The 23,722-nt window shown below is 68.2% G+C and carries 20 protein-coding genes; 17 read left to right on the forward strand and 3 right to left on the reverse strand.

The annotated features are described in order from the left end of the window. Nucleotides 1-321 precede the first annotated feature (321 nt). Nucleotides 322-1,593, forward strand: coding sequence for an MFS transporter (locus tag LGN10_RS14300; RefSeq protein WP_226224030.1), 1,272 nt, complete (start codon nt 322-324; stop codon nt 1,591-1,593). Nucleotides 1,594-1,872: 279 nt separating this feature from the next. Here LGN10_RS14300 and LGN10_RS14305 read toward each other — a convergent pair whose 3' ends face one another. After that, nucleotides 1,873-2,820: a LysR family transcriptional regulator gene (locus LGN10_RS14305; RefSeq protein ID WP_226224031.1), complete on the reverse strand. Its 948-nt coding sequence runs from the start codon at nt 2,818-2,820 to the stop codon at nt 1,873-1,875. Nucleotides 2,821-2,939: 119 nt separating this feature from the next. Here LGN10_RS14305 and LGN10_RS14310 point away from each other — a divergent pair, with 119 nt between their 5' ends. From LGN10_RS14310 to LGN10_RS14385, 16 genes are all read left to right on the forward strand, one after another. After that, nucleotides 2,940-3,995 carry a 4-hydroxythreonine-4-phosphate dehydrogenase PdxA gene (locus LGN10_RS14310; RefSeq protein ID WP_226224032.1) on the forward strand — a complete coding sequence of 352 codons (1,056 nt, stop codon included), beginning with the start codon at nt 2,940-2,942 and terminating at the stop codon, nt 3,993-3,995. Nucleotides 3,996-4,045: 50 nt separating this feature from the next. Continuing rightward, nucleotides 4,046-5,218 carry an L-rhamnonate dehydratase gene (locus LGN10_RS14315; RefSeq protein ID WP_104013218.1) on the forward strand — a complete coding sequence of 391 codons (1,173 nt, stop codon included), beginning with the start codon at nt 4,046-4,048 and terminating at the stop codon, nt 5,216-5,218. An 8-nt stretch (nt 5,219-5,226) separates the two neighbouring features. Further along, on the forward strand, nt 5,227-6,144 hold the full coding sequence (locus LGN10_RS14320) for a dihydrodipicolinate synthase family protein (RefSeq protein ID WP_226224033.1): 918 nt from the start codon (nt 5,227-5,229) through the stop codon (nt 6,142-6,144). Nucleotides 6,145-6,241: 97 nt separating this feature from the next. Further along, entirely contained in the window at nt 6,242-7,534 is a 1,293-nt protein-coding gene (locus LGN10_RS14325; protein WP_060968099.1) for an MFS transporter, read from the forward strand. A gap of 43 nt (nt 7,535-7,577) precedes the next feature. After that, a complete protein-coding gene (locus LGN10_RS14330; RefSeq protein ID WP_060968100.1) occupies nt 7,578-8,525 on the forward strand; it encodes a YncE family protein in 948 nt (315 codons plus the stop codon). Between the two features lies 1 nt (nt 8,526). Beyond that, on the forward strand, nt 8,527-9,486 hold the full coding sequence (locus tag LGN10_RS14335) for an amidohydrolase family protein (RefSeq protein ID WP_226224034.1): 960 nt from the start codon (nt 8,527-8,529) through the stop codon (nt 9,484-9,486). A gap of 211 nt (nt 9,487-9,697) precedes the next feature. After that, the gene (locus LGN10_RS14340) at nt 9,698-10,963 is read left to right on the forward strand and encodes an ABC transporter substrate-binding protein (RefSeq protein WP_264160034.1); all 1,266 of its coding nucleotides are present in this window, start codon (nt 9,698-9,700) and stop codon (nt 10,961-10,963) included. A 46-nt stretch (nt 10,964-11,009) separates the two neighbouring features. Next, a complete protein-coding gene (locus LGN10_RS14345) occupies nt 11,010-11,906 on the forward strand; it encodes a carbohydrate ABC transporter permease (RefSeq protein ID WP_059581234.1) in 897 nt (298 codons plus the stop codon). Beyond that, the gene (locus LGN10_RS14350) at nt 11,894-12,724 is read left to right on the forward strand and encodes a carbohydrate ABC transporter permease (RefSeq protein ID WP_059581236.1); all 831 of its coding nucleotides are present in this window, start codon (nt 11,894-11,896) and stop codon (nt 12,722-12,724) included. The genes LGN10_RS14345 and LGN10_RS14350 overlap by 13 nt, the downstream gene beginning before the upstream one ends. Nucleotides 12,725-12,734: 10 nt before the next feature. Next, nucleotides 12,735-13,769 carry an NAD(P)-dependent alcohol dehydrogenase gene (locus tag LGN10_RS14355; RefSeq protein WP_226224035.1) on the forward strand — a complete coding sequence of 345 codons (1,035 nt, stop codon included), beginning with the start codon at nt 12,735-12,737 and terminating at the stop codon, nt 13,767-13,769. A 3-nt stretch (nt 13,770-13,772) separates the two neighbouring features. After that, complete coding sequence (locus LGN10_RS14360; protein WP_226224036.1) at nt 13,773-14,966, forward strand: ABC transporter ATP-binding protein; 1,194 nt, start codon at nt 13,773-13,775, stop codon at nt 14,964-14,966. A gap of 29 nt (nt 14,967-14,995) precedes the next feature. Further along, nucleotides 14,996-15,931, forward strand: a complete 936-nt coding sequence (locus LGN10_RS14365) for an AraC family transcriptional regulator (RefSeq protein ID WP_060968105.1) — start codon at nt 14,996-14,998, stop codon at nt 15,929-15,931. Then, a complete protein-coding gene (gene xylB, locus LGN10_RS14370) occupies nt 15,928-17,394 on the forward strand; it encodes a xylulokinase (protein WP_226224037.1) in 1,467 nt (488 codons plus the stop codon). The genes LGN10_RS14365 and xylB overlap by 4 nt, the downstream gene beginning before the upstream one ends. An 82-nt stretch (nt 17,395-17,476) precedes the next feature. Next, on the forward strand, nt 17,477-18,511 hold the full coding sequence (locus tag LGN10_RS14375; RefSeq protein WP_226224039.1) for a MerR family transcriptional regulator: 1,035 nt from the start codon (nt 17,477-17,479) through the stop codon (nt 18,509-18,511). Nucleotides 18,512-18,798: 287 nt separating this feature from the next. After that, nucleotides 18,799-19,755 carry a hypothetical protein gene (locus LGN10_RS14380; protein ID WP_319001235.1) on the forward strand — a complete coding sequence of 319 codons (957 nt, stop codon included), beginning with the start codon at nt 18,799-18,801 and terminating at the stop codon, nt 19,753-19,755. A gap of 42 nt (nt 19,756-19,797) precedes the next feature. Continuing rightward, a complete protein-coding gene (locus LGN10_RS14385; protein WP_226224043.1) occupies nt 19,798-20,235 on the forward strand; it encodes a GNAT family N-acetyltransferase in 438 nt (145 codons plus the stop codon). A gap of 31 nt (nt 20,236-20,266) precedes the next feature. On the opposite strand, the gene LGN10_RS14390 is transcribed toward LGN10_RS14385, so the two are convergent. Further along, the gene (locus LGN10_RS14390; RefSeq protein WP_226224045.1) at nt 20,267-21,118 is read right to left on the reverse strand and encodes a peptidylprolyl isomerase; all 852 of its coding nucleotides are present in this window, start codon (nt 21,116-21,118) and stop codon (nt 20,267-20,269) included. A 342-nt stretch (nt 21,119-21,460) separates the two neighbouring features. Beyond that, nucleotides 21,461-23,395: an SMP-30/gluconolactonase/LRE family protein gene (locus LGN10_RS14395; RefSeq protein ID WP_226224046.1), complete on the reverse strand. Its 1,935-nt coding sequence runs from the start codon at nt 23,393-23,395 to the stop codon at nt 21,461-21,463. Nucleotides 23,396-23,722: the final 327 nt, after the last annotated feature.

Genomic DNA, 23,722 nt, shown 5'->3' on the forward strand with positions numbered 1-23,722 from the left:
TCCCCGCTCACGCACGCGGTTCGCGCCCGGCCTGTTCGAGCGGCGGGCTGAACCCGGCGCCGTGCACGCCATCACGGGCACCGTCCCCCTTCCCGGCCGCGTACCGACGGCCACGTAGCGCAATCCCTCCGTTCCTCGCCTCGCGCGGTCGCCGGCGTCCGTACCGCGCCGAAGCCGCGCGGGTGAAACGGAAATGAACACCTGGGGTTATCGATTGATCCCAAAGATTCATTGGACAGTGTCTCCGCCGCCGCGCGATGCTGGGCCGGCCCGTGAACGCAGCGTCATTGCAACGCCGCGCACGAACATGGAGTGAGACAGATGCCCAACGACCACCGTCAACGGCGCCACACACTGTGGCTGCTGTGCGCGCTTTCATTCATCCTGTACGTCGATCGCGTCAATCTCGCGACCGCCGCCGGCGCGATCAAGGCCGAACTCGGGCTGTCGAATACCGAGCTTGGCATCGCGTTCTCCGCGTTCGCGTATTCGTATGCGATCTGCCAGATCGGCGGCGGCTGGATCGCCGACCGGTTCGGCGCCCGCATCACGCTGATCGGCTGCGGGCTGATCTGGGTGGTCTCCACGTTCACGACCGGGCTCGTGCACAGCCTCACGCTGCTGTTCGCCGCGCGCCTGCTGCTCGGCGTCGGCGAAGGCGCGACGCTGCCGGCCCAGGCCCGCGCGATCACGCACTGGTTCCCGCGCGAGCGGCGCGGCGTCGTGCAGGGCTTCACGCACTCCTTCTCGCGGCTCGGCAACGCGGTCACGCCGCCGATCGTCGCCGCGCTGATGACATGGCTGTCGTGGCGCGCCGCGTTCTTCGTGATCGGTGCGGTCACGCTCGTCTGGCTCGCGTGGTGGATCGTCGGCTTCCGCGAGCATCCGGTGGGCGACGACGACGGCCGCAGGCGCGCAACGCGCCGTGCCGCACCGTCCGGCCCGACGCCGTGGGGGCCGCTGTTCCGGCGCATGGCGCCGACCATCTTCGTCTACTTCTGCTACGGCTGGACCGCCTGGCTGTTCTTCACGTGGTTGCCGACCTTCTTCCTGAACGGCCAGGGCTTGAACCTGAAATCGACCGCGTTGTTCGCGTCCGGCGTGTTCTTCGCGGGCGTCGTCGGCGACACGCTCGGCGGCTGGCTGTGCGACCGCATCTATCGGAAGACCGGCAATCTCGCGATGTCGCGGCAAAGCGTGATCGTCACAAGCTTCGTCGGCGCGCTCGTCTGCCTGCTGCCGCTCGCGTTCGTGCACTCGACGGCCGGCGTCGCGCTGTGCCTGTCGGGGTCGTTCCTGTGCCTCGAACTGACGATCGGACCGATCTGGGCCGTGCCGAGCGACATCGCGCCGACGCACGCCGGCATCGCGAGCGGGATGATGAACGCCGGCTCCGCGATCTCGGGAATCCTGTCGCCGATCCTGTTCGGCTATCTCGTCGATCGCACGGGCAGCTGGATGGTGCCGTTCATCGGCTCGGTCGCGATGCTACTGATCGGCATCGTCGCCGCGCTGCGGATTCGCCCGGACCGCGCGCTGTCCGAATCGATACCGGCGCTCGCGGACGCGCCGGCCGCGCCGTCGGCGCACTGAATCCGTTCGCCGCGGTTCGCCTGCCGCAGTCGTCCTGCTGGCGTCGCCGTCACGCTTCACTGCGTTCCGCGATGGTGGGTCGGCTGGGTCGGCTGGGTCGGCCAGCGCGGCTTGATCGGCTTGATCGGCTTGATCGGCTTGATCGGCTTGATCGGCTTGATCGGCTTGATCGGCCTGCTCGGCTGATTCGGCTGATTCGGCTGATTCGGTCTGCGCGGCTTGCTCGGCCGACGCGGCTGGCGCGGCTGACTCGGCCGCCTCGGCTGGCAAGCCGCGCCATTACGCGGCGCCGTCATCCCCTGCCCCGTCCCGGTGAAACAGCGCGAGAAACTGCTGCGCGGGAATGCTCAGCGGCCGGTCGCGCCGCACGAGGCTGCCGTACGACGGCAGCTTCTGTTCGAGCGTGTAATCGATGATCGCGACGAGCCCGTGCGCCGCGTTGCGCTGCGCGACCGTCAGCGGAATCACGCCGAGCATCGACGAACGATCGACGAGGTTCATCGTGGTCAGGATCGACCCCGTTTCGACGAGCCCGCGCGGCATCGGCTGGTGACGCGCGCGGAACTCGCGCTCGACGACCTCGCGCGCCGGGCTGCCGGCCGGCTGCAGGATCCACGCGTAATCGAGCAGCGCGTCGAATTCCACGGGCCCCGAGCCCGCGAGCGGATGGTCGCGACCCGCGATGATCGCGAGCGCCTCGTCGTCCACCACGCGGAAGTCGCAGTCGGTCCCGACGTGGCGCCCGATCACCACTTCGAGCACACCTTCACGCAACTGCGGCATCAGCCGGTCGCTCGTGTCGACCGCGATATCGATCGCGAGCAGCGGATAACGCGCCTTCAACCTCACCAGCGCCTCGGTCAGCCGCCCCGGCGACGCCGCCATGATGCTGCCGATCGCGAGTCGCCCCGCGCTGCCGAGCTGCAGTTCGCCGAGCTCGCGGTTCAGCGCCTCCATGCTGCCGCGGATGCCGCGGAAATAGCCGAGCACGCGCTCGCCGGCCGGGTTCAGCACGAGCCCGCGCCCGATGCGATCGAACAGCCGCTGGCCGAGCGCGCTCTCCAGCTCGGCCAGCATCTTCGTCGCGGCCGGTTGCGTGAGGCCCATCTGCTCGGCCGCGGCACGCAGCGTCGAGCATTCGTCCACGGCCAGCAACAGCGCGATCTGGCGCATGCGCAGCCGGTTCAGCAACTGCGGCGTCGAATCTCGTCGGTCGATCGAGCCCATCTCTGATTACTCCAGGTTATCGATTCATCAAGAGTTTTCAATTTACCGACTCATTCCGTCTACCTAGCATGAACCCCGTAGACGAACGAACGGCCGCATGCCGCCACCGGAGACACCGCATGAACACCCCCTCGTCCACCGCCACCCGGCCCGTCGTCGCGCTGACGCTCGGCGACCCCGCCGGCATCGGCGCCGAACTGATCGCGAAACTGCTCGCCCGCCCCGACGCGACCGCCCGCGCGAATCTCGTGCTGATCGGCGACCGCTGGCTGTGGGAAGCCGGTCAGCGCGTCGCCGGCGTCTCCATCGACGTCGACCCGGTCGCATCGCTCGCCGCCGCGCGCGGCCGGCCGTCGACCGCGCGCGCCGCGTTCGTCGCGGTCGATACGGTCGATCCCGCGCAGGTCAAGGTCGGCCAGGCCGGCGCGCCGGGCGGCCGCTCGACGCTCGCCGTGCTCGACCAGTGCCTGGACGCCGCACTCGCCGGCGACATCGACGCAATCTGCTTCGCGCCGCTGAACAAGTACGCGATGAAGCTCGGCGGCCTGAAGCACGAGGACGAGCTGCACCACTTCGCCGCCGCGCTCGGCGTGACCGGCTACTTCTGCGAGTTCAATACGCTCGGCGAGCTGTGGACCGCGCGGATCTCGTCGCATATCCCGCTGAAGAATGCGGCGGCGCAGTTGAGTGTCGAACGAATCGAACAGGCGTCAGAACTCATCTACCGGTCGCTGCTCGAGAACGGCGTCACGGCGCCGAAGGTGGCGATCGCCGCATTCAACCCGCACGGCGGCGACGGCGGCAGCTGCGGCCGCGAGGAAGTCGACATCATCGAGCCGGCGGTGCGCAAGCTGCAGTCGCGCGACTGGCCGACCGACGCACCATTCCACGGCCCGTTCCCGGCCGACACGATCTTCCTGAAGGCGCAGGCCGGCGACTACCAGGCGATCGTCACGATGTACCACGATCAGGGGCAGATCGCGATCAAGCTGCTCGGCTTCTCGCGCGGCGTGACCGTGCAGGGCGGGTTGCCCGTGCCGATCACGACGCCCGCGCACGGCACCGCGTACGACATCGCGGGCCGCGGCACGGCCGACGTCGGCGCGACCTGGCAGGCGCTGCAGATCGCCTGCCGGATGGGCGCCGCGCGCCGCACGCCCACCGTTTCGGCGTGACGTTCCCGCGCCCTTTACACACGACAACATCGATTCCCGGAGACACCATCATGAAAATCCGTTCCGTACGCGCTCGCGTATTCCAGTGGAAAGGCAAGACCGTTCCGCCCCAGGGCAACTTCTGCTCGAATGCGATGGATCTGCTGTACGCGCCGCAGGAAACGATGAGCACGTTCCGCTTCCATGCGTGGACGGTCGTCGAAGTCGAGACCGACGACGGCATCGTCGGCCTCGGCAACGTCGCGCTCGCGCCGCACGTCGCGAAGGTCATCATCGACCAGTACCTCGCGCCGCTCGTGATCGGCCAGGACCCGTGGGACTACGAATACCTGAACCAGCGGATGTACCGCGCAACCCACGCGTGGGGCCGCAAGGGCATCGGGATGGCGGCGATCTCGGCGGTCGACATCGCGATCTGGGACATCCTCGGCAAAAGCGTTGGCAAGCCGGTGTTCAAGCTGCTCGGCGGCCGCACGAAGGAACAGATCCCCTGCTACTACTCGAAGCTCTACCGCACCGACCTGAAGGCGATGCAGGACGAGGCGCAACGCTATCTGGCCGAAGGCTTTCGCGCGTTCAAGATGCGCTTCGGCTACGGGCCCGCGCACGGGCAGCAGGGCGTGACCGAAAACCTGAAATCGGTCGCGGCGATCCGCGAGGTGATCGGCTACGACAACGACCTGATGCTCGAGTGCTACATGGGCTGGAACCTCGAATACGCGAAACGCATCCTGCCGAAGCTCGAGAAGTATCAGCCGCGCTGGCTGGAAGAGCCGGTGATCGCCGACGACATCGACGGCTACGCGGAGCTGAACCGGCTGACGCGCATCCCGATTTCCGGCGGCGAGCACGAATTCTCGCTGTACGGCTTCAAGCAACTGCTCGACCGCAAGGCCGTGTCGGTCGTCCAGTACGACACGAACCGCGTCGGCGGGATCACGATGGCGCACAAGATCAACGCGCTGTGCGAGGCGTACAGCGTGCCGGTGATTCCGCATGCGGGCCAGATGCACAACTATCACCTGACGATGAGCACGCTCGCGTCGCCGATGAGCGAGTACTTCCCGATGTTCGACGTCGAGGTCGGCAACGAGCTGTTCTATTACATCTTCGACGGCGAGCCGGTGGCCGAGAACGGCTTCCTGCAACTGCGCGACGACGTGCCGGGCCTCGGCCTCACGCTGAAGACCGCGTTCCTCGACCAGTTCGACATCGTCGAGTGAGGCCGGCCATGAACGCGCGCTACCAGGGCGTCTTTCCGGTCGTGCCGACGATCTTCGACGCGCACGGCGCGCTCGATCTCGACGGCCAGCGCCGCTGCATCGATTTCATGGTCGATGCCGACTCGCACGGCCTCTGCATCCACGCGAACTATTCCGAGCAGTTCGCGCTCGGCGACGACGAACGCGATCTCCTCACCCGCACCACGCTCGAACACGTCGCGGGCCGCGTACCGGTGATCGTCACGACGTCGCATTTCAGCGCGCGGATCTGCGCGGAACGCAACCGGCACGCGCAGGCGCTCGGCGCGGCGATGGTGATGGTGATGCCGCCGTACCATGGCGCGACGTTCCGCGTCTCCGATGGACAGGTGCGCGCGTACTTCCGCGAAGTCGCCGACGGCCTCGACATTCCACTGATGATCCAGGATGCGCCGACGAGCGGCGTCGCGTTGTCGGCGTCGCTGCTCGCGACGCTCGCGCGCGAGATCGACGCGGTGTCGTACTTCAAGATCGAGACGGCCGGCGCCGCGTCGAAGCTGCGCGAGCTGATCGCGCTCGGCGGCGACGCGATCGAGGGGCCGTGGGACGGCGAGGAAGGCATCACGCTGCTCGCCGATCTCGATGCCGGCGCGACCGGCACGATGACGGGCGGCGGCTATCCGGACGGAATTCGCCGGATCACCGACGCGTATTTCGCCGGACGCCGCGACGATGCATACGACGAGTACGCGCGCTGGCTGCCGCTGATCAACTACGAAAACCGCCAGTCGGGCTTCCTCACCGCGAAGGCGCTGATGAAGGAAGGCGGCGTGATCGCGTGCGACCGGCCGCGCTCGCCGTGGCCCGAGCTGCATCCGCTGGTACGCGCGGGGTTGCTCGACACGGCGCGGCGGCTCGATCCGCTCGTACTGCACTGGGGGCGCTAGACACCGCTTTTTCACCCGCAACACGCGTGCGTTGCGCATCGGCGTGACGGCGGCCCGACAGAAGGCCGCCGCCGCTCATCGGATGGATGGAGACACCATGAACCTGCTGAACCCCGCGACCCCGGCCTACGACGCCGGCGAAGCCATTCCGCGCCGCCGCTGGCTGCGCGTGATTCCGCCGCTGCTGCTGGCCTGCATCATTTCCTACATGGATCGCGTCAACATCGCGTTCGCGATGCCCGGCGGGATGAACGCCGATCTCGGCATGGACGCGACGATGGCCGGCCTCGCCGGCGGCATCTTCTTCTTCGGCTATCTGTTCCTGCAGATTCCCGGCGGCCGGCGCGCGGCGCTCGGCAGCGGCAAGGCCTTCATCGCGTGGTCGCTCGTGAGCTGGGCCGTGCTGTCGGTGCTGACCGGGCTCGTCACGCACACGTGGCAGCTGCTGGCGCTGCGCTTCCTGCTCGGCGTGGCCGAAGGCGGGATGCTGCCCGTCGTGCTCACGATGGTCAGCCACTGGTTTCCCGACCGCGAACGCGGCCGCGCGAACGCGATGGTCATCCTGTTCGTGCCGCTCGCCGGCATGATCACCGCGCCGCTGTCCGGCTTCATCCTCGCCGCGTACGACTGGCATCACCTGTTCTACAGCGCGGGCGCGCTGTCGGTGCTGTGTCTCGTCGTCTGGATGCTGTTCGCCGACGACGGCCCGGAGACCGCGCGCTGGGTGTCGCCGCGCGAGAAAGCGTACATCCTCGACGCATTGCGCGACGAGCAGGAGCGCAAGCGCGCGGCCGGCACGCCGGCGGCCGCATCGTTCGGCGCGCTGCTGCGCCACCCGACGATCTGGCTGCTCATCGCGATCAACTTCTGCTATCAGGCCGGCGTCTACGGCTACACGATGTGGTTGCCGACCCTGCTGAAAAACCTCACGCACGGCGGGATGGGGCGGGTCGGCCTGCTCGCGATGCTGCCGTACGTCGCGATGGTGATCGGGATGCTCGCCACGTCGTATTTGTCTGACCGGACCGGCAAGCGGCGCCTGTTCGTGCTGCTGCCGCTCGTCGCGTTCGCCGCCTGCCTTGCGCTGTCGGTGCTCACGCATGCGTCGATGGCCGTGTCGTTCGCGTTCCTGATCGGATGCGGCTTCTTCCTGCAGGCGGCGGCCGGCGTGTTCTGGGCGATTCCGCCGAAACTCTGCAGCGTCGAGGCGGCCGGCAGCGCACGCGGCCTGATCAACGCGCTCGGCAATCTCGGCGGCTTCTGCGGCCCGTATGCGGTCGGCGTGCTGACGCAGCACGTGAGCGCGGCGGCCGGCGTCTACAGCCTCGCGGCCACGCTCGCGGTGGCCGGCCTGCTCGCGCTGACGCTGCCGAAGCGCTGCGAGGGCTGACCACGACGACACGAGACAGCGAACGACACACCGGAGACCCACCATGAACGACATCCTGCTGCTGGTGCAGAAATGCGCGCACACTTTCAGCTTCTACGACCTCGACACGAAAGCGCCGCTCAAGCACATCGTGCTGCCGAACTTCCCGCATGAATTCACCGTCGACGTGAACGACCGATACGCGTACGTCGGCATTTTCGGGATCGAGACCGCATGGTCGCGCGGCCACGAAGGCGATCACCGGATCGCCGAGATCGATCTCGTCGAGCGCGCCCATACGCGCATGCTCGACCTGTGGCCGTACTACCGGCCGCACGGGATGGCGAGCGACCGCGACGGTCGGCTGTATGCGATGAGCGAGGCGCACGACATGCTGCTCGTATTCGACGAGCCGACCCGGCAGACGGTACCGAACATGGCCGTGCCGTCCGGCGGCGTGAAGACGCACCTCGTGACGCTCACGCGCGACGCGAGCCGCGCGTACGGCGTGCATCTGCTGTCGAACACGGTCACGCAATTCCATCCGCGCGACGCAACGGTCGCGCCGCGCGCGGTGATGCCCGGCCCGCGCCCCGAAGGCAATGCGCTGTCGAGCGACGAGCGCACGCTGTTCGTCGCGAACCGCGGCGACGATACGCTGGTCGAGATCGACACGGAAACGATGACCTGTGGCCGTCGCGTGAAGACGCGCAGCGATCCGAATCGCATCTACCGCACCAGCACGCGGGACGGCCGCGACCTGCTGCTGCTGACCAATTCGGGCGAGCGGTCGATTTCCGTATTCGATGCGCGGCAGCTCGAGGAGATCGAGCGCATCGCGCTGCCCGCGAACCCGACCGCGCTGTCGTTCCATCCGTCGAGGCGCGTCGCGTACGTGTCGTTCCAGGACGACCATGTGCGCGAGCTCGACCTCGACGGGTGGCGTTTCGTCGGTGCGCTCGCGACGCTGCGCGAACCCGATGCGTCGTACGTGCTCGCCGGCGCGCTCTGACATGCGCGACGAAGGGCCGCCCGGCGGCATGCCCGATGCGCTCGTCGATGCGCATCACCATCTGTGGCGGCTGGATGCGGGCGCGCACTATCCGTGGCTGCAGACGCACTACGATCCGGCGCGCTTCATGTTCGGCGACTACGCGGCGCTGTGCCGCAACTTCGACGTCGACGATTTCCGGCGAGCGGCGCAATGCGCGCCGCTCGTCGCCAGCGTGCATGTCGAGGCCGAACGCGCGCGCGCCGAGGCGCTCGTGGAAACGCGCTGGCTGCATGAGGTCGCGGCCACGCACGCGCTGCCCTCGGCGATCGTCGCGTGGGTCGACCTGTTGGCTCGCGATGCGGACGAACGGCTCGCCGAGCAGGCCGCGTGGCCTCGCGTGCGCGGCGTGCGGTTCAAGCCGCGCACCGCGGCGGCGCCGGATGCATCGATCGACGGGCCGGGCACGCTGCATGATCCGCGCTGGCCGGCCGCACTCGACCGCCTTGCCGCCCACGGTCTGAGCTGGGATCTGCGCGTGCCGTTCTGGCATCTCGGCGACGCGGCCGCGATGCTGACCGATGCACCCGCGGTCGACGTCGTGCTCGAACATGCCGGGCTGCCGTGGGACCGGTCCGAAGCCGGGCTCGCGCGCTGGCGCGGCGGGATGGCGGCGCTCGCCGAGTTGCCGCGCGTGACCGTGAAAATCTCCGAGCTCGGCCTGCGCGACGCGGGGTGGAACGACGCGGACAACGCGCGGATCATCTGCGACACGATCGCAATCTTCGGCTGGCAGCGCTGCCTGTTCGCGAGCAATTTTCCGGTGGCCGGGCTGCGCGTGTCCTATCCCGCGCTGCTGCGCACGTTCGCCGGCGCGATCGCGCACCTCGACGGCCCCGCGCGCCGCGCGATCTGGCATGACAACGCGCTGCGGGTGTACCGGATCGCACTCGACGCGCCGCATCAACCCGCGCGCGGGTAGCGCCACTTTCCCGCCGTTCCGCCTCGTCGGGCCGGCACCGCGCCGCACCCGCACCACCACATTTTGTGCATCGCACGACCGACCCTGAGCAAAAAGTATCGGTTCTCGAACTCTTTTGATGTGGTGATCGCATCGCCCGCGTCACACCATTGTTCCTGCCGTCATCGGCGGCATTCGAACAAGCAGAATCAAGGAGACACGGGTGAACAAGATGCGAATCGTCGCAGCCGGCCTGCTGCTCGGCGCCTGTCTGCCGGGCGTCGCGGCCGCGCAAACCTGCAAGGTGCCGACCCTTCGGGTGCTCGCGCAGAAGAGCCTCGGCCTGTCGGTGATGGAGAAATCGCTGGCCGACTACGAGAAGAAGAGCGGCACCAAGGTCGAGATCAGCTATTTCGGCGAGAACGATCGCCGCGCGAAATCGCGGCTCGACGCGTCGACCGGCGCGGGTTCCTACCAGATCTACTACGTCGACGAGGCGAACGTCGCCGAATTCGCGTCGGCCAACTGGATCGTGCCGCTCCTCAAGTACTACCCGAAGGACTACGACTACGACGACTTCCTGCCCGGCCGCCGCGCGGTCGCGAGCTACAACGGCGTCGCGTACTTCGCGCCGCTGATCGGCGGCGGCGACTTCCTGTTCTACCGCCGCGACCTGCTCGACGCCGCGCACATCCCGGTGCCGAAGACGCTCGACCAGCTCGTCGCCGCGATCAAGAAGCTGAACGCGCCGCCGAAGGTGTACGGCTGGGTCGCGCGCGGCCAGCGCGGCTCGGGAATGAACGTGTGGCGCTGGTCGCCGTTCATGCTCGGCATGGGCGGCACGTGGACCGACAAGGGCGGCCAGCCCGCGTTCGACTCGCCGGCCGCGGTGAAGGCCACGCAACTCTACAGCGACCTGTTCAAGTACGCGCCGCCCGGCTCGGCGACCTACGACTGGAGCAACGCGCTCGAAGCGTTCCGCTCGGGCAAGGTCGCGTTCATGATCGAATCGACGCCGTTCGCCGACTGGATGGAAGATGCGAGCAAGTCGAGCGTGGCCGGCAAGGTCGGCTACACGCGCCCGCCCGCGCCGCTGCCGTCGGCCGCATACGGCCACGGCTTCGCGATCTCGGCGGTCGGCGCGAAGGACGACTGCACGCGGACGGCCGCCGGCCGCTTCATCGCATGGGCGACCAGCAAGGACCAGGAACAGGCGCGGCTGCGCAACGGCGTGTTCAGCGACTACAACCGTTCGAGCACGATCGGCAGCCCGTACTTCAAGCAGCACGTCGCGCCGCAGATCCAGGCCGGACTGAACGACACGAACCCCGTCACGCAGGTGACGATCTGGCGCACGCCGCAGTGGCCGGATATCGGCGACAACCTCGGCATCGCGCTCGAACAGGTGTTCACCGGCACGCAGACGGATATCCGCGGCACGCTCGACGATGCGGACCAGTACGCGAAGGACGCGCTCGAACATGGCGCTCGCAAATGACGGCGCCGGCGGACGCGCGCTCGGCGTCCGCCCGGCCCCTTCCGCAATGTCGGCCCGGCGCGGCCGCACGCGCCGCGACCGCACGAGCCTGCCGTGGGTGTTCCTCGCGCCGACGCTCGCGCTGCTCGCGGTCCTGAGCCTCGTCCCGACGATCGCCGCGATCAACCTTGCGCTGCGCAATCGCGTGCTGCGCTACCCGGACAGCGAATACGTCGGCCTGCGCAACTTCATCCGGCTCGCGTCGGACCGCCGCTTCCTGAACGCGATCGAGGTGTCGGTGCTGTGGGAAGTCGTCACGGTCGCCGGCGCGGTGCTCGTCGGCATCGCGCTCGCGGTGTTCCTGTTCGAGCGCGTGCACGGCCGCTGGCGCCGCTTCGCGTCGCTGGTGCTGATCATGCCGGTGCTGCTGCCGCGCGTGTCGGCCGCGTTCATCTGGAAGTTCATGTACGCGCCGCTCACAGGCATCCTGAGCTGGCTGCTCGGCACGCTCGGCGTCGAGCACACCGCGTTCCTCGCCGATCCGCATCTCGCGCTGTACGCGGTCGCGCTCGTCGACGTGTGGCAATGGGGGCTGTTCTTCGCGGTCGTGATCCTGAAGCTGCTCGAGACGCTGCCGCCCGAGCCGCTCGAAGCCGCGCGGCTCGACTACGCGACGACGTGGCAGGTGCATGCGTACATCGCGCTGCCGATGCTGAAGGCGCCGCTCGTGAGCCTCGTGTTCATCAAGATGGTCGAGTCGCTGCGCTCGTTCGACCTGATCTACGTGATGACCAAGGGCGGCCCGGGCATCGCGACCGAAACGCTCGATCTCTACGCGTACCAGCAGGGCATCGGCCTCGCCGGCAAGGTGTCGTATGCGTCGGGCATGGCGGTGCTGATGATGGTCGCGACCACGCTGGTCTTCACGCTCATCTGGAAGAGGGTCAACAAATGGGACGACTGACGGCCCGCCGCGGCCCCGCCGCCACCGTGTCCACCGCCGTAATCGCCGGCGCGATCCTGCTCGTCGCCGCGTTCCCGCTATTCTGGGCCGTGCTCAATTCGCTCAAGCACCTGCTCGACATCGTCACGCCCGCGCCGCGCTTCTTCTTCACGCCGACGCTCGCGAACTACGAACAGGTGCTGTCGAGCCCCGAGGTGCTGATCGGCCTCGGCAACAGCATCGCGATCGTCGGCGCGGCCGTGCTGATCGGCGCGGTGCTCGGCGTGCCGGCCGCGTATGCGATCGCGCGCTACCCGGTGCGCGGCAAGCGCGACATCCAGTTCTTCCTGCTGTCGCTGCGCTTTTTGCCGCCGGTCGCGGTCGCGCTGCCGCTGATCGCGATCTGGGTCGATCTCGGGCTGTACGACACCAAGCTGTCGATGATCGTCACGTACCTGCTCGTCACGCTGTCGACCATCACATGGCTGTCGATCCCCGTGTTCCGCCGGCTGCCGCGCGAGATCGAGGAAGCCGCCGCGCTCGACGGCTACGGCCCGTACGCGGTGTTCTGGCATATCGCGCTGCCGGTGTGCGCGAGCACGCTGCTCGGCGGCATCGTGTTCAGCTTCGTGCTGGTGTGGAACGAACTGATGATCGCGCTCGCGCTCACGTCGTCGCGCAGCGCGACGCTGCCGGTGGTCGCGTCCGCGTTCACGTCGCTCGGCCAGGAAGTGCCGTGGGGCGTGATCAACGCATCGACGGTGCTGCTCGCGCTGCCGCCGCTCGTCTTCGTCGGCATGCTGAGCCGGCTGCTCAATTCGATCGTCAAGGGAAAATAAGGAGAACACGTTGAAAGCACTCGTACTCGAACGCACGCGCGAACTCGCGCTGCGCGACATCGACCTGCCGCAACAGGTCGGCCCCGGCGACGTCCGGATCAAGGTCCATACGGTCGGCGTCTGCGGCAGCGACGTGCATTACTACGTGCACGGCGGGATCGGCCCGTTCCGCGTCGACGCGCCGATGGTGCTCGGCCACGAGGCGTCCGGCACGGTCGTCGAAACCGGCAGCGACGTCACGCACCTGCGCGTCGGCGACCGCGTGTGCATGGAGCCCGGCGTGCCTCGCCTCGATTCGCCCGCGACGCTGCGCGGGCTCTACAACCTCGATCCCGACGTGCGCTTCTGGGCGACACCGCCCATCCACGGCTGCCTGACGCCGTTCGTCGTCCATCCGGCCGCGTTCACGTACCGGCTGCCCGACAACGTGTCGTTCGCCGAAGGCGCGATCGTCGAGCCGCTGTCGATCGGCCTGCAGGCCGCGAAGAAGGCGGCGATGAAGCCGGGCGACCTCGCGGTCGTGATCGGCGCCGGCACGATCGGCGCGATGACGGCGCTCGCCGCGCTCGCCGGCGGCGCCGCGCGCGTGATCCTCGCCGACGTCGTGCCGGAGAAGCTCGCGCTGTTCGCCGCCAACCCGGCCGTCACGACCGTCGACGTGCGTACGCGGCTGCTGGCCGACGCGGTGGCCGACGCCTCCGGCGGCTGGGGCGCGGACGTCGTGTTCGAGGCGAGCGGCAGCGCGAATGCGTATGCGGGGCTCATCGACCTGATGTGCCCGGGCGGCTGCGCGGTGCTGATCGGGATGCCGGTCGCGCCGGTGCCGCTCGACGTGGTCGCGCTGCAGGCGAAGGAAGGCCGCATCGAATCGGTGTTCCGCTACGCGAACATCTTCCCGCGCGCGCTCGCGCTGATCGCGTCCGGCGCGATCGACGTGAAGCCGTTCATCTCGCGCACGTTCCCGTTCTCCGAAGGCGTGCGCGCGTTCGAGGAAGCGGCGAGCGGGCACCCGCGCGACGTCAAGATTCAGATCGAAATGGATTAAGCCATGGCCCAGATCACCTGCAAGGCTTTGTCGAAGCACTACGACGGCGGCCCCGCCGTGCTGCATCCGCTCGACCTCGAGATCGCCGACGGCGAATTCATCGTGCTGCTGGGCCCGTCCGGCTGCGGCAAGTCCACGATGCTACGGATGATCGCCGGCCTCGAGGCGATCACCGGCGGCGAGCTCGTGATCGGCGATGCGGTCGTCAACGATCTGCCGTCGCGCGAGCGGAACGTCGCGATGGTGTTCCAGAACTACGCGCTGTACCCGCACATGACGGTGTACGACAACATCGCGTTCGGCCTGCGGCGGCTGAAGGTGCCCGCCGACGAAATCGACCGCCGCGTGCGCGACGTCGCGCGCATCCTGAGCCTCGATGCATTGCTCGAGCGCCGCCCGCGTGCGATGTCGGGCGGCCAGCAGCAGCGCGCGGCGATCGCGCGCGCGATGATCAAGACGCCCGCCGTGTTCCTGTTCGACGAGCCGCTGTCGAACCTCGACGCGAAGCTGCGCACGCAGTTGCGCGGCGACATCAAGCGGCTGCACCGGCAACTGAAGACGACCACGCTGTACGTCACGCACGATCAGCTCGAAGCGATGACGCTCGCCGACCGCGTCGTGCTGATGCGCGGCGGCCACATCGAACAGATCGGCACGCCGGCCGAGCTGTACGGCCACCCGCATACGATATTCGCGGCGGGGTTCGTCGGCACGCCCGCGATGAACTTCGCGGACGGCACCATCGAGCGCGTCGGCGCGACCGTGCTGCTCGACTGCAACGGCGCGCGCTGGCCGCTCGCGTCTTCACGCTTCGCGCGGCTGCAGGACGGCCAGCAGGTCAAGGCGGCGATTCGCCCGAACCACCTGCGGCTCGCCGCCGAAGGCGATCCGACCCCGGGCACGCTATCGCTCACCGGCACGGTCGAGCTCGTCGAGCTGCTCGGCGCGGAGGCGCTCGTCACGCTGGACTGGCGCGGCCAGCCGTGCGCGGCCCTCGTGCCGGCCCCGATGGCCCCGACGCCGGGCGCCGTGGTAGCGTTTCGCTTCGACGAAGAAGCCCTGCATCTGTTCGACGCCGGCACCGAGCGCAACGTCACGCTGCCGGACGCGAACCCGATCGCGCACGCGGCGCCGCCGGCGGCCGCGACGCACACCACGCCGCCTGCCGCGACGGGCTGGTCGATGTCCCGCCCGTAGCACGCCGGCACGCCCCGACGGAGCACACGATGAACCCGGATCTCGAGATCGTTCCCACCCACCGCGACGAATCGTTCCGCGCGTGGGTCCACGACTATCCGCATTCGGTCGCGAAGTGGCACTTTCATCCCGAGTACGAGATTCACCTGATCCAGGCGTCGCGCGGCAAGGTGTTCGTCGGCGACCACATCGGCGATTTCGGCCCCGGCAACCTGATCGTCACCGGGCCGAACCTGCCGCACAACTGGGTCAGCGAGCTCGCCGACGGCGAACGCGTGCCGTCGCGCGACGTCGTGCTGCAGTTCTCGCGCGATGCGATCGAGAAGATGGTCGACGCGTTCAGCGAGCTGCAGCCGGTGATCGAGCTGATCGACGACGCGGCGCGCGGCGTGCAGTTTCCCGATCGCGTCGGCATCGAGGTCGCGCCGCTGATGCTCGAACTCGCTAACGCGCACGGCTGCCGGCGCGTCGAGATCCTGATGTCGCTGTTCGACCGGCTGTCGTCGTGCCGCGAGCGGCGCGTGCTCGCGGGCCCCGGCTACCGCAGCGACGCGCAGCACTACATGTCGTCGACCATCAACCAGGTGCTGTCGTACCTGCAGCAGAACCTGCCCGGCATGCTGCGCGAAGCCGACGTCGCCGCGTTCGCCGGCATGAGCGTGAGCACCTTCACGCGGTTTTTCCGGCGTCACACCGGCTCGTCGTTCGTGCGCTACCTGAACCGGCTGCGCATCAACGAGGCCTGCGAGCTGCTGATGTTTTCCGACCTGACGGTGACCGACATCTGCTACCGGGTTGGCTTCAACAACCTGTCGAACTTCAACCGTCAGTTTCTCGCGATGAAGCAGGTGCCGCCGTCGAAGTTCCGCGCGCTGCACCGGCTCAACGAACCGCACGGCCGCGACGACGCGCCGCCCCCGCGACGCGCGCCGCCGCGCGCCCCAGACAGGACGCTCCATACGTGACATATCTCGGCATCGATCTCGGCACGTCCGAGGTCAAGGTTCTGCTCACCGACTCCCGATCGGTCCCGCTCGCGACCGGCTCGGCCACGCTGTCGATCAGCCGTCCGCATCCGCACTGGTCCGAACAAAGCCCGCAGGCGTGGTGGCACGCGATGCTCGACGCGATCGCGTCGGTGCGGGCCGCGCACCCGGCCGGCTTCGCCGCGCTGCGCGGCATCGCGCTGTCCGGGCAAATGCACGGCGCGACGCTGATCGACCGCGCGGATCAGGTACTGCGCCCCGCCATCCTGTGGAACGACACGCGCGCCGGCACCGAATGCGTGGAGCTCGAGGCGCTGGTGCCGGAATCGCGCACGATCACCGGCAACATGGCGATGCCCGGCTTCACCGCGCCGAAGCTGCTGTGGCTCGCGAAATACGAGCCGGCCGTGTTTCGCGCGGTGCACAAGGTGCTGCTGCCGAAGGACTACCTGATCTGGCGGCTGTCCGGCGAATTCGTGTCCGACATGTCCGACGCGTCGGGCACGCTATGGCTCGACTGCGCGCGCCGCGACTGGTCCGACCGGATGCTCGCCGCGACCGAGCTGTCGCGCGCGCAGATGCCGCGCCTCGTCGAAGGCAACGCGGCCGCCGCGCAACTGCGCGACACGCTGCGGCGCGAATGGGGCGTCGCCGGGCCCGTGACGATCGCCGGCGGTGCCGGCGACAATGCGGCGTCCGCGATCGGCATGGGCGTCACGGGCGCCGGCAGCGGCTTCCTGTCGCTCGGCACGTCGGGTGTGCTGTTCGCCGGCAACGACCGCTTCGCACCGAATCCGGACGCCGCCGTGCACGCGTTCTGCCACTGCGTCGAAGGGCGCTGGCACCAGATGAGCGTGATCCTGTCGGCCGCCGCGAGCCTCGACTGGCTCGCGCGCGCGCACGGCACGACGCCCGGCGTGCTCGCGGCGTGTGCCGAACGCGCCGATCCGGCCCGAGCGCCGCTGTTCCTGCCGTATCTCGGCGGCGAGCGCACGCCGCACAACGATGCGCATGCGCGTGGCGTGTTCTTCGGGCTGTCGAACGAACACGGTGCGGACGAGCTCGCGTATGCGGTGATGGAAGGCGTCGCGTTCGCGATGGCCGACGGCTACGACGCGCTGCGCGCGGCCGGCACGACGCTCGACGCGGTGTCGTTCATCGGCGGCGGCTCGAAGAGCGCGTTCTGGGCGCGGCTGTGCGCGAATGCGACCGGGCTCGCGATGCAGCGCCACGCGGACGGCGCGGTCGGCGCGGCACTCGGCGCGGCGCGGCTCGCGCGGCTGGCTGCGACGAACGACACCCTCGCGGAAGTCTGTGTCGCGCCGCCCGTCACGGAAACGGTCGCGCCCGATGCCGCGTCGGTCGATCTGCTGGCGGGGCGGCTTGCACGGTATCGGCGGCTGTATCGCGCGCTGCGGGATGAGTTCGCGGCCGCCGACTGAGCGTTAGAGCGATCGCGCTTGACCCGGCCCTTGGGATCGCCTTTATGCTGACCGCAACGAATCGACAGCAAAGAGGTGACGGATGGGTTCTTCCACGCCCCGTTTGAACGCATCGGCCGCCGCCGCGCGGCTCGGCGTCTCGATCAAGGCGCTGCGGCTGTACGAGCGGCACGGCCTCGTCACGCCCGAGCGCACGCCGGCCGGTTACCGCGCGTACGGCCCGGACGACCTCGCGCGCGCCGCCGACATCGCGGCGCTGCGCAAGCTCGGCCTCGGGCTCGCGCAGGTGGCGCGCGTGCTCGGCGGCGATGCGCGCAGCCTCGATGCAGCGCTCGGCGCTCACGAAGCGGCGCTCGATCGCGGAATTCAGGATCTCGTGAGCAAGCTCGACCGCGTGCGTGCGATGCGCGCCGGCCTGGCTCGGGGACGGATGCCGGCGGACGGGGAACTCACGCGGCTGCTCGACACGGGCAGCGCCGGCGTCGCGTTCAGCCTGCCGTGGCCGTGGGGCGGCGAACGGTTCGAGTGTCGCGATATCCGGCCGTTGAACTACATCATCGGTTCGCTCGGGAGCGGCAAGACGCGGCTCGCGCTTCGGCTGGCCGACGCGCTGCCCGGCGCCGTGTTCGTCGGCCTCGATCGGCTGGACGACGATGGTGCAGCCGCATCGGATGCATTGCGTGCCGATCCGGAACTGAAGTCGCGTGTCGACCGCACGTCGGCGTTGCTCATCGGCAGAGGCGCGACGCCGTCGGCGGCGCTGACCGCACTGCTCGTCGGCCTCGAAGCAGCAAGCCCGCGCGTGCGGATCGTCGACATGATCGAACAGGGTCTCGATCGCGCCACGCAACTGGCGTTGATCGCGCATCTGCGCGAATGCGCGGCCGCCGGCATGCGGCCGCTGTTCTTGCTGACGCGCTCGTCGGCGATCCTCGATCTCGCGGCGGTCGGCCCCGACGAAACCATTCTGCTGCGCCCGGCCAATCACAGCCCGCCTGTGCGCGTGGCGCCTTACCCGGGCGCGCCGGGGTATGAAGCCGTGGCCACGTGCCTGGCGGCGCCGGAAGTTCGGGAGCGGGTCGCGCGGCGCCCGGAAGCGGCGCGCTGTCAGGCCTGATAGGGAGCTGAACAGAAGTTTTGCCGGTCCGCCTCGTCGGCGAATCTGGCAGCACGCGTCAAGCGGGTAGGCATCGACCTGGACGACAAGCGTGCCCGCAAGCCTGCGATCGTGACCGGGAAAGGTTCGGAAAAGTCCGGTGCTTGCCAAGCGCTATTGGACAGGTCCGCAAGCCGTCTTGTCCGGATGGCCAAAAACGCGCGCGGCCGGACGATCGCCGCTACGATGAAGGGCATCCGAAACCGTTCGTTCCGAGGTATCGTCCACCTCTGCCGCCAGCATTCCACATGACCGCACGCAATGAAAACAGCACCGCCCCGGCCGATATCGGCCCCTTCGACGCGATGAGCCGATTCCGCATCACGTACGACGGGCCCGCGCTCGAATCGTCCGAGATGGACGTGCGCGAACTCGCGCCCGCGCTGCTCGCCTTCGGCGATTTGCTCGACGCGTCGACCCGCGCCCTGTGCGGCGATCAGGTTCGGCCGCGGGTGAACGTGCGCGGCAGCTTCAAGACCGGCAGCTTCGGCATCGACTTCACGCTCGCCACCTCGCTGCTCGGCCGCATGCGCGATCTGCTGAGCGGCAACGAAGGCACCGCGCTCGCCAATGCGGTCACGATCCTGACCGCGCTCGGCATTGCCGCACCCAGGGCGAGAAAGGGGCTTTTCGCCGTCCTCAAATGGCTGCGCGGGCGCGAGATCACGCACGTGCGGATGAAGGACCACACCGCGGTGCTGCACGTCGATGGCGGCACACTCGAGATCGACCTGCCCGTGCTCACACTGCTGCGCGACGTCCGCGTTCGCCGTGCAACCGCGCAAGTGCTTGCGCCGCTCGCGCGCGAAGGCATCGAGATTTTCGCGGCGGGCACCGATACCGAGGTGTACGAGACAGTCGCCCGCAACGAGATCGCATGGTTTCACGCGCCCGAGCCAGCCGATGCGCTGCTGCTCGACGAGCATCGCAAGATGGCGTTCTCGATCGTGTCGCTCGCGTTCAAGGACGACAACAAGTGGCGGCTGTACGACGGCACGTCGACGATTCACGCGACGATCACCGACGCCGGCTTCCTGTCGCGCGTGAACAACAGCCAGATCAGTTTCAGCAAGGGCGACGTGCTCTTGTGCAATGTCCGTATGCAGCAGTGGCAAACTTCGGACGGCGCAAAAACCGAATACGAGGTCACGGATGTCCTCGAACATCGCCCGGCGGGCCTGCAGATTCCGTTGTCGGGCCTCTGATCCACGTCGCCGCCTCGCGCCCGACGCAACTTCTCACCACTCATGAAACCGGCGATCCATCTGCGTGCCGCCTCGCGGGAAGACCTCCCCTTCCTGCTGACGCTCCGTCGACTCACGATGACCGAGCACCTGCAGCGCGTCGGCGCGCCGACCGACGACGACGCGCACGACCGACGCATCCGCGCGAACTTCGATGACGCAATGATCGTCTGCGAAGGCGCCGACGCCATCGGCCTGCTGAAGGTGACGCGCGCGGCCGGCGAATGGCACGTCCATCAGATCCAGATCCTTCCCGCGTGCCAGGGTCGTGGAATCGGCGCGGCCGTACTGAACGCATTGCTGACCGACGCGGCACGCGAGCGCGTATCCGTATCGCTGAGCGTGCTGCACGGCAACCCGGCGCGGCGGCTCTACGAACGGCTCGGCTTTCGCGTCGTATCGGAAACCGATACGAGCGCGAACATGATCCGGCGCGCGTGACGCGCATCGATGCAACCGCACCGCTTTTCCATTACTGCGTGATCTTCGCGCCCTTCAGCAGGTTGCCGATCATCTGCGCACTCGCCTTCTCGACCGCGATCGCCTGCAACTGCTGCTGAAGCGTCGGCTTCGCGGTCTCGAAAGCCGGCACCTGCGTCGGCCGCTTCGCATCCAGCTTCACGATCGCGCGCACGCCATCGACGGGAATCGAATCCTTCGTCACCGCGCCAACGGGCAATTTCTCGAGCGCCTGCGCGACCGGCAACGGCAACCCGGCCGTCTTGCCCGCCGCCGCCGGCGTGTTGAAGCTCACCCACGGCAGCTCGCCGCCGGTATCGCGGCTCGGCGCGACGCTGTACTGGCGCGCGAGCCCGTCGAACGACTTGCCCGCTTTCAACTCGCTCAGCACGGTGGCCGCCGCGACCGGATCCTTGACGACGATCACGCGCGGCTTGTATTCGTTCTTGCCGAGCGCGGCGACGAGTTCGTCGTAGCGCGCCTTGACCTGCTCGTCTGTCACGGGCTCCGGCTTCACGTTGTCGCGCAGGTACAGCTGCACCTCGGCCGTCACCTTCGCCTGCTGCATCGCCGCCTTGACCTCGGGCCTGTCCGCGTAGCTGGCCTTCTCGGCCGCCTGCTGCACCAGCACGCGCGTGATCAGCTGATTCTTGATCGCCTCGCGGATCTGCGGCGAATCGGCCTGCCCGGACGCGCGCAGCAGCGTATCGACGTCGGCCTGCGTGATCGGCGTGCCGTTGACGGTCGCGACGGTCGCGACGGTCGCCGCGCCCGCCGCCGTTTCCGCGTGGACGGGGCCCGCCAGCGCGCCGGCCAGCGCAGCGATCAGCAACAGGCGGTTCGGTGTCGTTTTCATTTTCGTCATGTCGTCACTTCGGCTCAAAAATCGCGGCATCGGCTGCCGCGCAAGTTCACCGGCGTGGCAATGTGCCGGCGCAACCGGTCGGTCGATTCGGTTCATCGTCGTATGCACGCGCACTGCCTGCCGGTGCCGCCGCTATTGTGCCCGGATCGGGCTTTCCGCGCCGTGTGGTTGGGAACGACCGCCCGGCGGGCAGTGAGGCGCGCGTTGCGCACGCCGCTCATTACGCACGCGCGATGCGGAAATTGCGTGGAAGCACGATGGACGTCCGGCGACACGCGGTGAATTCCGTCGTTGCCGCGCGGGCACGGCCGACGGACCGCGGCCGCGCATGCGTGATCGACGTCAGGGCGTCCACCGGTACACGGTGATGCTGTTCCCCTTCACGTTGTTCTTCATCACCACGTACTCGCCGTTCGACCGGCGATACGCACGGATGCTGTACATCGCATCGATCGCGCTGCTGGTATCGACGGTCGCGGGGCTCGTGTTGACCAGCGTCGTGTCGAGGCTTCCCGTGGTCAGGTTGAACGCGTCGACGTTCGGCCACAGCGGCCCGCTGCTGCTGAACCAGTAGCCGACGAACAGATGGTTGCCCGCCGCGTCGATCGATTTCGCGCCGCTGTGCGGCAGCGTGATCACCGGGTCGGGCTTCGTCGTGTTGCCCGCGCGCCAGCCGTGATACACCTCGATGCGCGTGCCGATCGACGTCCAGTCGTTGCTGCCGAGCGCGCCCTGCGCGAGCACCATCGTGTCGCTGTCCGCGAGATAGACGATGCGCGTGAGCGGCTGGATGCTGGCCGGAATGCGGGTCGCGACGCCGGGCCCCCACGACGGCTTGCCGTTCGCGTCGAAACCGGTCAGCGGGTAATGCGTGATCGCGCCGGTCTTGTCGAGGCCGGCCCATACGCCGCCCTGGCTGTCGAGGCTGAAGCCGCCCGTCACGCGCTGCGTCGTGTTGAACGCAGGGCCGGGAAGCGAGCCGTCCGGAATCGCGACGTAACCGTTCGCCGCGTTGAAATGATAGAAGTAGAAGACCGGCGGGTTCTGGCCGGCCGCGACGAGAATCCGGTTCGCGCCGACCGACGTGAGCAGCCCGAAGTGTTCGTCGCGCTGCGTATCGCTCATGTTGATGCGCGGGTCCGACGGATACGTGAACGGGTCGACGGTGTTCGCGACGAACTTGCCGCCTGCGCTGCCGCTGTAGATGTGCGTGCCGCCGTAGAACAGCGCGCCGTCCGTGACCGGGTCCGGCGCGGCGATGCCTTCGAAGTTCAGCGACTGCAGTGTCCAGCGCAGGTTGCCGGTGCTGCTGTACGCGTGAATATCGGTCGCGCCGTTGCGGCCGAGATCCCAGCTGCCGCCCCACGGATTGTTGAGCACATAGAGATTGCCGCCGGTGTCCTTGCCGATCCCGACGATACGCGTGAAGCGTTGCGGGCCGACCTGCCCCTTGATGCCCGTCGTCGTGTCGAGATAGCCGCCGCGCACGCCGAACGTGCCGACGAGCGCCGGCCGGCCCGAGATCGAATAGCGCTTGATGTTCTGGTCCGGGCCTTCGTCGCCCACCAGCAATTGCCCGGCCGCCGCGTCGACATACAGCGCCGACGGCTGCGAGCCGGCCGGCATGCGGATCGTGTTCAGCAGCGCGCCGGCCGGGCTGAAGCCGACGATCGAGCCGGCACGCTTCTGCGCGACCCACACGTTGCCCGCGCCGTCCACCGCGAGCGCGCCCGGCGCCGATACGCCGATGTCTCGCTGCCACACGCCATCGGTCGTGAACACGCGCACGCGATTGCCGTAGAAATCGCTCGCATACAACAGCGAGCCGGCCGTCGCGAGCCCGGTGACGACGTCGATGCGTGGCTGGTTGGTCGCCGCGCTGACCTGGATCACGCGGTCGCGATACTTCGTCGCGCGGTTGTAGCGCCCCACCGCGCCGCTGCCGTAGGTCTTGCCGGGCTGCAGCGCGACGAACAGCGATGTCGCGTTGCCGGTGATCGCGCTGCCCTGGAATTCCGAATGCGCGCCGATCGAGCCGATGCTCTTGCCGTTCTGGTAGATCGCGACGCCACCTTCGTCCTCGTCCCACATCGACGCCGTGTAGATCACGCCTTCGGGTGCGACCCACATCGCGCGCGCCACGTTGCCGACGTGCGCCGCGAGCGTGCCGTACGTGTTCGCGATCCAGTCGGTCGTGTTGGCTGCATGCGCGGCCGATGCACATGCAGCGATCGCCGCGGCAACAAGCGCGGCCCGGATTCGTTGTCTGGCGACCATGACGGAGGCTCTCCTGAATGAGACAAACATTCACATGAAGGATCGGCCGGCCAGATGGCTTGAAGTCCGCGAGATGTAAATTCTTCCCTGAATCATCCGGCGCAGTCGGTATGACGTACGGCATGCGTTCGATAATGCGCAGGGCGAGAATAGCGTTATATAAATCGAAAAAAATTGCGAATCGCCCGCGCTTGCGGCGAGCGCAGCTTCGCGTCAGTAAATGGTCACTTACGCGCCGGATCGGAAATGGAGAAAATCAGGCATTCGCCGCCGGGAATATCGCCGGGGATTCAACGACGATGGATTGAAACGGCGAATGCCATTTCG

It is taken from the genome of Burkholderia sp. AU32262, assembly GCF_020419985.1.
GTDB classification, from domain to species: Bacteria; Pseudomonadota; Gammaproteobacteria; order Burkholderiales; family Burkholderiaceae; genus Burkholderia; species Burkholderia semiarida.